Origin of the sequence: Psychrobacter glacincola, assembly GCF_965118485.1 — a bacterium.
GTDB classification, from domain to species: Bacteria; Pseudomonadota; Gammaproteobacteria; order Pseudomonadales; family Moraxellaceae; genus Psychrobacter; species Psychrobacter glacincola_D.
Genome location: NZ_CBCPJH010000057.1, coordinates 1 through 9,759 on the forward strand (window position 1 = coordinate 1; position 9,759 = coordinate 9,759).

Genomic DNA, 9,759 nt, shown 5'->3' on the forward strand with positions numbered 1-9,759 from the left:
AAATAAAGGGATTTTTATGGGGCAACTTACTTCTCAAAAACGCACCTTAGCGCATGACGCTCAAGCGCCAGTTATAAACTCATCGATGACCTATAAAAATCGTCCTATAAAACTGGCTATTTATGCGCTTACCGCCGCTAGCGCCACGACGATGCTGATGGGCTGCCAGACAAATACAGCGTTGTCGCAATCTAGCCAAATACCTGCCAGTCTCATAGATTTTAGTGTTGCAGACAGCAGTCGTAATCAAGCACAATCTCAAGCTTTTAGCAGTCAATTAAATGCGAATTCCGAGCAGTATCAACAGCTATTTGATCAAAGCAAAAATCCCAATATGGACACGCAAGCCAAGACCCGTCTACTTAGTGCTATTCGTCAGCATTTAGCTGGCGAGCATGTGGCTGTCTCAAAAGCCAATTATCATTCTGTTCCCTTTATTAAAGCTGGAAGTATTGATGCTGGCTCTAGCAGTTTTTTTAGAACGCTGCTTGAGATGTATCTTTCTAAAAATACAGAAACAGATAATTATAGTGAATACGAAGAGGCATCTGACGCGGCTGAAGAAGTTAGTGGTTTAGATAATGAACTGGACAGCGACTCTCAAGAAAGTCTATACATAGATGATGCTGATAGCGTAGAAGTAGAAGAAGGTGCTGCTACTGAAACCATTCTATATGATGAGTTTGGCTATGATGCCAATGGTTATGACGAAAATGGCTACGATAGAGACGGTTATGATGAATATGGTAACCATCAAGATGAAAGTGTGTATAGCCGCGACGAGAGTGACAATGGTTATGTGCAGGATTATGACGACGATTATGAACGTGAAAACAGTAACGGTGACTTAGCATCAAAAATCCGTGGTATCAATGTTCGTGGTTTCTTAAGTGAATATGAAAACATGCAAGCGAGAAAAGCTGCGAATGGCACTCAAGATGACAACATCACGCGCACTTATCCTGGCATGCTAACTCAGCTTATTAATATGTTTATCCGTACGCCTGAGCAAGTTGAGGCAACGAATGCTTACCACTATCAATACCTGACGGTCAATAGCGTCAGTCACTATAATCCCAAAGAGAAACAGCTACAGAGTGTCTATAGTTATGATTATCTAGCACCAACGATCAGCTCATCGATTCAAATACCCATTGCGCTTGATTTTAACAAAAGCACACTCACTGTCGATCCATCGGCATTGTTACCTATTTTGGCATTGGCCAATCCTGCGCATGCACCACTACCGACGCAAATGAGCTCACATACCGTGAATTTCGGTTTGCCTGAAGCCATTAGCTCGCAGATACCTTCGGCGGTGATTTATGATGCTGTCATTGCTGCTCTCCAAAACAGCATGGCAGAGCTTGAATCAGAGTATTTCAGCGCGGTTGATATACGCGATGATGCCTTTGCCAAGCAAGTAGGCGCCAATAGAGCCATAAAAGTTTACTTTGGTAGCAAGCAAAGTGGTGAGATGCTAGGCAAAATGATTAAAAATATCTCACGCTCGCTACAGCAGCATATCGATGAGAATCCTAATAGCTACCCTGATGACAGTATCTTAAAAACTGAGATTGCTAGGCTTGAGCTCTATAACAAAGGCTATCAAAGTGCGGATGTTGGTGCGTTACTACAGCTCATCGAAGCGGTTAGTCCTATCTCCTTTAATCATGTTAATTACTACTACCTAGATAACTCAGATCGCCTGCTTGCTAAGCAGCAGCGGCTTAATATTGGCAGTGATTTTTTTGGCTCACAAAATACAATATTGAATCAAACTCGCTATGATAGTGGCAGTTTTAATAAGCATCCGTTAACGCCGCTATTGGCACAATCTTTTGGTACAAAAGCACCGGCGGCGATAGATGGCAATGCTTGGCTGGCAAAACAGTGCCAGCAAGAAGAGAGATTAGAGAAGGCGCGTTATGCGCGTTATGACTATATAGAAGAGGATGCAGAGGCAGCAGAAACAAGTGTTGATTATGCAGAAGATGCGGTTAGTTTTAGTCGTGATACGACAGACGTAGCATTAGATATGGGCGACTCGGACTACGTGGACGCTGATGCTTCATCGTTCGAAGGCGACAACTAAAAATAAAGTTGTTTCTAACTGCATCTTATATAACGCTATAGCGCCTTTTAAGGATAAAAAATGAAAAATCTGAATGTATTATTACCTAATATCAAAACAATAAAACACAGAGGCTCAGTGTCTTCTAAATCTATATTGACGGTTAGCGCGTTGCTAGCAAGTACGTTATTGATCAGCGCCTGCCAATCTACCGGTGTTATTCAAGCAAACCATGTAAGTGCTAACACCACGCCGACTGCCGCAAAAACAGCATTGGCCACAGCGTTACAGCAACAGCGTCGGCAGTCATTTGCCTATCATAGTAATATTGAAATTGTAAATGAGCAGCAATTTGCAGATATTGATAGCACCCAATTATTAGCGTCAGGAGATTTAGACAGTTATTGCAAGGATACCCACGATAATGGCTATGCTGAGCTACTATTGGAAGCTGGAGCTCAAAACCAAGATATCTTAGCCACAGATTATGATGCCCAGCGCAATACACTAAAGCAGGCTTATCTGGTCTGTTCAGATGCTTATCAGACATGGAGAGACAGCCATTATGATAGTGAAGCTTATAGCGTCGAGATGGCAGCTGAGGAAGTGGTAGGTGCAACTGCGACTGATACGACAGAGGAAGCGGCGTCAGTTACTACAATGCAATACGCTACAATGCCAGCTTTCGATATGGACTCTGCTAGTGAGGTCAATACCAAAGCTATTTCACCCTATTATGAAAAAATATTCGATGAATATGACAACAGAAAAACCAAGCTCGATGTTAAAAAGGCGCAATTGTTAGATGCTTACTTGCTAAAGCCTTTATCCATAAATGCTCAAGGTGTTTATCAGCCGCTAGCTGGGAAGTTTACAATGCTAGGTAGTGTGCAGTATTCGGCACGCAATCATCATAGCAGCATCAATCAGCCTATTTATGTTGATTTTAAAACGGGTAGTATGTATCTGTGGGCGGACAATTTTGCTTTACTGACATCGAAGTTTGCCGACGATAAATTAGGCACCAAATGGCAAAATAAATGGCTAAAAATAGCCCTTGATGACGGTACACTGCCCAAAGGTTTTGGTCGCGCTGCGATAAAAAGTCATATTGAAGCAGAAAATAGGGTGTATGCAAAAGCCGCTATAGAGCAATTTGATGTTATTGCTCCAAATATATTGACCACGCTTTCGCCTAAATTGCCTGAAAAACAGCTCGCAGCTATGCTGAATACGCCAAAAATTATTCGCCGTGCGCGTAATAGTGCTGAATATAAGCAAGACTATCAAGATTATATGGGCGTTTTTTATCAGCTTATTACCAAGCAGTATCCTGAGCTAATTTTGGAAAATGATTCAGATACGCAGGCAGATGCTGATACCGATTCTAATTATGAAGACAGAAAAATGACCAGTAAATGGCTGGTACAGCAAACGCTAGATAAAATGAAAGATTTTGCTGATGATAAAGTGTTAAAAACGCAAGAAACGACTTTGCCTGTATCAAGCTCTATCCTGCCTGTACAAGAGTTATATGGTTTTAACAAGCAAGGACAATTGCAATGGCAGCACAGTCGTCATTATCTACCAAGCAAATCAGGTGCTGATGCCAGCGTAGAAACAAGCAATATAATGGATGTACTCAATCAATATATGCCTCTACGTGGGCAGGATAAAGCATTTCCCAATTTAGCCAGTGACAGTCAAGTACCAAATGCTAGCAACAGTATCGACTTAAAAGAGTATAGCGCTGAGCTTGCAGAGTACTATAAGCAAGGTAATGGCACAGCAATGGGTCAAATGCTATTTAATATGCTACCGATGTATAAACAGCGTTTGGGTGCGATGGATTAAGGTATATGTTAAAGCCTTGATTAAGACATCGGCTAAGACATGGATTAAGAAAAAAGCTGCTGAAATAGGATTGCCGTCCTTATTCCTTTAAATCTTTTACAGGCAGTTTTAAAATTACAAAATAAAAAAGCGCAACGATTAATCGTTGCGCTTTTTTGTTTGTAATTTATCTAACTTATACTTTTTACTTATATGCTCGATATTTTATCTTACTGCGCTTGGTTATGCATCTTACGATGTTTTGAGCCATGATAACCTTTAGCTTTTCTTTCTGATTTTAACAGTGCCATTTTTGCACGCTGTTCAACAGTAAGTACTTGCGAGATTGCATGTTGGGTTTGAACACGTTCAATAAAGCGCTGCTTAGTTTTAGCTGCTTGCTGATCTGCAAGACGATTGATAGCAGCATTATCCAAGGTATTAGCATTCGTCAATGCTTGCATCTGCTGCTGCATTTGCATACGTTCTGCTTGATATTTTGCACGGTCATTTTTGCGATCACCGCTTTTTTCTTGCATGATGGCTTTGATTTGCGCTTGCTGAACTTCAGTCAAATCTAGCTTTGCCATTGGATTTTTCATACCGTCTTTATATATGCCTTTATGCTGCATTTTGGTTGCTGTTGGCGCAGCTTCAGTAGAGGCATTGACACTGCTGCAGGCAGTCACGGTCCATACACTAGACATTGCTAATACTGATCCCATTAATAGTTTTTTCATTTGCGTCGTTTGCATAAGAGTTACCTTGATTTATTGTGAAAGTGAAGATATGCCTGATAAACCTAGTCTTAATCGAGTGTCCCGGATAGTCACTATTAATCACTACTATGATTCATTACTTGGCACTGTAAATTTAGCATCGTAAATTAGCATCAACTTGTTTTTGATAACTACTATCATACGACAGCCAGAGGTTACGAACATTTATGAAACATTAAGAAAGGTAACGTTTATGGCGCATCAGTGGGGCTTGCCTGATAATATGAGCCATAACATGACTGAGAGGCATAAGAATAAGGTGATAACGATGTCAAATATTTTATTGGGTGACGATGACGAAGAGCTGACCCAATTATTGCAAGAATATCTGCATAATCACGGGGTTCGTTGTGACTGCGTGCATGATGGCGAGGCGGTCATAGAGCGCTTAAAAACGACGATGCAGGATAATTTGCCTTATGATTTGTTAGTGCTCGATATCATGATGCCCAAACTAGACGGACTCAGTGTATTACGTCAGCTGCCAACTATTAGTGATATTCCAGTTATTATGCTTACGGCAAAAGGGGAGGAGATAGATCGTATCATCGGGCTTGAACTTGGCGCTGATGACTATATTACCAAGCCTTGCAATCCACGTGAGCTGTTGGCACGTATTAATGCGGTGATTAAGCGCACCACTATTGCAGCAAGTGTTGCCGAGCAATTACCATTGCCGAGCAGTCGCTTATATCTTGACCAACAGCAAAGGCTTTGTCAGATAGATGGCGTTGAGCTGCAATTGACGGGTACAGAGTTTGATTTATTGTTGGCTTTATTACGACAAAAAGGCGAAGTAGTCAGTAAATCGTGGCTCTCACAGCATGTCTTACAGCGAGAATTACAGCCTTTTGACCGTAGCCTTGACGTCCATGTCTCACGCCTGCGTAAAAAACTTCAACCTTTTCATGATGAGCCAATCAAGGCGATTCGTGGTAAAGGTTATCAGTTGGTACTCTAATGACAGAAACAGCTAAAAATACTACAGCGACAAAAAAATCAAGGCTGAGCATACCTGTGCCGATATTTTGGCGACTGTTCTTGAGTTTGCTCGCGATGATTCTGATTACCTCTGTCTTATCCATTGCGGTCGAGCGCTGGCTGAATGAGCGCGAGCTTGCTACCCGTATGGATTCTCAAATTGACCAGCTGCTCATTCAGCGTGAGCGGCTGGTGACATCCTTGGAAGCAGGTGACTTGTCTACTGTAAAGCAGCTTTATAGCGAAGATCGAAGGCTAATGAGCCAAATCAGGATCTATGATGAGCAAGGCGCCATTATATTTCCAAGATATCGATCTCGAGAAGGTCGAGGAGAGCGGCGTCAAGCACGTGATATGGCGGATATACAGGCAATGGACACGCAGACAATAGAGAATCCGGCATCTGTGTCGTCTAACCCTCAAAGCTCAGTGAGTAGCAGTATTGACAAAAAATATTCTGATTATTATAAATCTAGCGATAAAGAGCGCGGCGATAAAAATCGCTATAGAGCTTATTCCTTTGATAAGGAGAGTGTCAATAGTGAGCGCTCAAGTGATAAACCTTTTAGCCTTGATGATGTATTAAAACCGATACCCTCTCATAAAGCCATTGCTGACATTGATAGTCGACCTGAGCTGGCTGAGATTACTGTGCTTATGCCAAATGGTGACAGCGTTATCATACAGCTACGTCCGCACCTTTTATTCAAAGATGTCTTAGAGCTACAGCGTGGCAATTTTATGCTGCGCCTGCTGTTGATTATCTTCTTTAGCGTGTTGGTGTGCTTTTGGCTCAGCCGTACGCTGACTCGGCGTATTGGAAGTGTGCAAGATACGGTGCACCGGATGATCGATGGCAATTACGAGGTAAATCCGCAGCTATCAAGTCTGGGTTCCGATGAGTTGGGGCTACTGGCAAAAGACGTGGCTTTATTATCGACGCGACTCGCTGATAGTGAGCTGGCACGTAAACAGATGTTAAGTGATATCTCTCATGAGCTGCGCTCGCCACTCGCTCGCCTTGATGTAGCCACTGAGCTAACACGCGATTTTGCGCCCAATGCCAATCGCTATCTTGATCGTATTGATAAAGAGTCGGCGCGGATGAACGCACTAATTGAGCAAATTATCCGTATTCAATCGCTACAAATGCAGCAATATACTATCGATAATTTGGAAAATGAAGTAGTGGATATCTGTGAAATTATCAGTGAGATCGGTCAAGATGTCTGCTTTGAATTTCAGCATAAAAATATACAGTGGGAATGGCAGCCGAATAATTCTTTATTGGCAGATTTGTGTACAGTGTCGGGTAATCAAGAGCAGTTGTATAGCGCTCTAGAAAATATCATTCGTAATGCTTTTATGCATACCGCTGTTGATTCGACAGTGATAGCTAATACGCAAGCAGTAAAGATGAACAACCAAACGTCAGCTATCCAAATAAGCATTACTGATGAGGGCGGCGGCGTAGCAGAACAGGATCTAGAGCGTATCTTTCAGCCTTTTGTTAGGCTTGATACCGCGCGCCACCGCGAAACGGGCGGTTATGGATTGGGGTTGGCAATCGTCCACGCAGTGGTGATGGCGCATAAAGGTCAGGTTAGTATTTATAACCGCCAAGATGGTATTCAAGGTTTAGTGGTGGAGATAATTCTGCCTGTTGAGTAGCTTAGGGTTAGAAGATGGATATGCAGTAATATCATAGATTATTGCTATTAATTTGTAACAAAAATCTCTGTTTTAGTAATAATGTTTGATAATAAGAATTGACTATTTTTCAATATCTTGATTATTAGACCGAAATTTATTATCAATATATCCAAGATTCACAGTATGTCCACATTCAATATATTCATTTATTGGAATATAGCCGATGAACGGTAGTAAATAGCCGACCAACGGCATTGATACTCTCTTTATATTCATTAATAATCATATATAGAGAGTGATAACGAATATACAATTTAATATGTATCTATTCCTTAAGTCCTAACACCAGTTACATTGCAGCATAAAAATGATACTTATGTAAATTTGTAAACATTTTATTTGATTGTTCAGACTCTCTACAACATGGAATTTAGTTTTTTTATGAGTTTTTCAGGGAGTATACGTCATGAATCGCAACTATAAAGTTATTTGGAACCGCTCATTAGGCTGCTTTACTGCGGTTGCGGAATATGCAAAGAGTCGTGGCAAATCATCAAAATCTAGCGTGAGCTCAAATGCTACGATTAATACAACATCTAACCTTTCCTCAACACGTATCTTTCGTACGACGACTATTTGGCTTGGTTTAATTACAGCTGGATTTAGTATGCAGGCAATAGCTGCTCCCTGTACTGGTGCTACAAGCGTAGTGTGTGGTACTAATGCTACAGCAAGCCTTTTATACGGCGTCGCTATTGGCAAGAATGCTACTGCTCAGGGTAGTCAGGCAATAGCTATTGGTGGCGGTTCAAATGGACAAAGCACCACAGCGAGTGGTGAGCAGTCTATTGCCATTGGTGCGAACGTTGTGTCAACTGGCAACTCTTCTATCGCCATTGGTGGTGATGATTTAGATGCTGCCTCAGAAAACGGTGTTAATGACATTTTTAAAGGCTATACAGGTAAAAATCTGATAGAGGATCCAGCCTCTCCCTATGATGGTTATACTCAATCAAATGGTGCAGCATCTGTGGCAATTGGTGTCAAAGCACGGTCTGAAGGTGCTCTCTCTACCGCTGTCGGTGTCCGTTCAAGCTCAACAGGCGATGCGTCTTCTGCTTTTGGTATGGGATCTTCAGCAAGTAAAAACGGGTCAGTTGCTCTAGGTGCAGGTTCAACAACACTCACTAATGCAACCAAAGAAACTACCATGTCAGTTGGTGGCAAAAGTTATAAAGTCGCTGGTCAAGCTGCAAATGCTGGTGCTCAAGTATCAGTTGGCTCAGCAGGGAAGGAGCGTCAGATCAAGCACGTTGCTGCTGGAGCAGTCAATAAAGACAGTACTGATGCTGTCAATGGTAGTCAGTTGCATGCTACCAATCAGTCAATTAATGATCTCAGTAGCTTTCTTTCTGATATTGGCAACAGTACCAGTGTGCTCGCTGAACAGATGGATGCTGGCCTCAATTTTGGAGCAGATACTGGAGCTACTATCAATAAGAAACTTGGTGATAGTGCAGTTAACTTCAAAGGTGGTAATAACATCACAACTACAGCAGTCGGTAGCAGTATCGAGTTCGACTTGAACGGTGAGATTAGTTTAGATAAGGTGATTACTGGTAATACGAGCATGAGTAGTAATGGGGTCACTATTGCAGGTGGCCCAAGTATGACTTTAGATAATGGTATTAACGCTGGTGGTCAGGTTATTACTAACGTTGCTGATGGAATGGCACCTAGAGATGCGGTTAACTTCAGTCAGTTAGATGCGCTTAGCAGGAATCTAGGTAACAGTATTAATGAGCTAGGTTATAGAATTGACGAAGTTGAAGACGACGCCAATGCGGGTATCTCAGCAGCCATGGCAATGTCTTCATTGCCTCAAGCCTACATTATCGGTAAGTCTATGATAGGTGGTGGTATCGCAACGTATAACGGTGAGAGTGCTGTCGCTATTGGCTTCTCGAAACTTTCTGATGATGGACGTTGGGTCATGAAGTTAAATGGTACTGCAGATACTCAAGGCAACGTAGGTGCAGCCATAGGTGCAGGTTTCCACTTTAACTAAATGCCTAAGCCAAATGATACTTAAAACTGTGCGCTAGACAAAAAAGCAAGGCATCAGATGCCTTGCTTTTTTAATGGCTGGTTATTAAGTTCTAAAAACATCAAAAAAATACTAGGGCGTGTTGAACATTCGCAGTAAAGTGTTGGCAAAAAAAATAGCGAACGTCTAATCTTTAAGTTCTCACACCAAAAGATCACGTTCGCTATGCCTCGTACCATGCTCAAAGATGAACACTGGACTAGACTAAGACCTATCTTACTAGAACTGAATATTTATGACAAAGAAAATCTAAGACAAACCGTTGAAGGTATACTTTATTGAATGCGCGTTGATTGCCCTTGGCGTGACTTACCCGAGAATTTTGGTAAGCC

The 9,759-nt window shown here is 41.8% G+C and carries 6 protein-coding genes and 1 pseudogene; 6 read left to right on the plus strand and 1 reads right to left on the minus strand.

The window, feature by feature from the left end; genetic code table 11:
• Positions 1-2,095: hypothetical protein (locus ACMHKH_RS14035; RefSeq protein WP_413521251.1), on the plus strand; the 2,095-nt coding region annotated here is incomplete at its 5' end.
• Between the two features lie 60 nt (positions 2,096-2,155).
• On the plus strand, positions 2,156-3,928 hold the full coding sequence (locus tag ACMHKH_RS14040) for a hypothetical protein (RefSeq protein WP_413521252.1): 1,773 nt from the start codon (positions 2,156-2,158) through the stop codon (positions 3,926-3,928).
• A gap of 209 nt (positions 3,929-4,137) precedes the next feature.
• On the opposite strand, the gene ACMHKH_RS14045 is transcribed toward ACMHKH_RS14040, so the two are convergent.
• The gene (locus tag ACMHKH_RS14045) at positions 4,138-4,662 is read right to left on the minus strand and encodes a Spy/CpxP family protein refolding chaperone (RefSeq protein WP_413521253.1); all 525 of its coding nucleotides are present in this window, start codon (positions 4,660-4,662) and stop codon (positions 4,138-4,140) included.
• A gap of 292 nt (positions 4,663-4,954) precedes the next feature.
• On the opposite strand from ACMHKH_RS14045, the gene ACMHKH_RS14050 reads away from it, so the two are divergent.
• The 4 genes and pseudogenes from ACMHKH_RS14050 to ACMHKH_RS14065 form a co-directional block, all read left to right on the plus strand.
• The gene (locus ACMHKH_RS14050) at positions 4,955-5,647 is read left to right on the plus strand and encodes a response regulator transcription factor (RefSeq protein ID WP_413521254.1); all 693 of its coding nucleotides are present in this window, start codon (positions 4,955-4,957) and stop codon (positions 5,645-5,647) included.
• Entirely contained in the window at positions 5,647-7,338 is a 1,692-nt protein-coding gene (locus ACMHKH_RS14055) for a sensor histidine kinase (RefSeq protein WP_413521255.1), read from the plus strand. The genes ACMHKH_RS14050 and ACMHKH_RS14055 overlap by 1 nt, the downstream gene beginning before the upstream one ends.
• Positions 7,339-7,786: 448 nt before the next feature.
• Positions 7,787-9,388: a YadA-like family protein gene (locus ACMHKH_RS14060; RefSeq protein WP_413521256.1), complete on the plus strand. Its 1,602-nt coding sequence runs from the start codon at positions 7,787-7,789 to the stop codon at positions 9,386-9,388.
• 204 nt (positions 9,389-9,592) lie between these two features.
• Positions 9,593-9,706: pseudogene (locus ACMHKH_RS14065) on the plus strand (IS5/IS1182 family transposase); the annotation flags it as partial.
• Positions 9,707-9,759 lie beyond the last annotated feature (53 nt).

Coding starts and splice junctions, on each gene's coding strand:
- ACMHKH_RS14040 (WP_413521252.1), top strand. CDS start 2,156: ATGAAAAATCTGAATGTATTATTACCTAATATCAAAACAATAAAACAC.
- ACMHKH_RS14050 (WP_413521254.1), top strand. CDS start 4,955: ATGTCAAATATTTTATTGGGTGACGATGACGAAGAGCTGACCCAATTA.
- ACMHKH_RS14055 (WP_413521255.1), top strand. CDS start 5,647: ATGACAGAAACAGCTAAAAATACTACAGCGACAAAAAAATCAAGGCTG.
- ACMHKH_RS14060 (WP_413521256.1), top strand. CDS start 7,787: ATGAATCGCAACTATAAAGTTATTTGGAACCGCTCATTAGGCTGCTTT.
- ACMHKH_RS14045 (WP_413521253.1), bottom strand. CDS start 4,662: ATGCAAACGACGCAAATGAAAAAACTATTAATGGGATCAGTATTAGCA.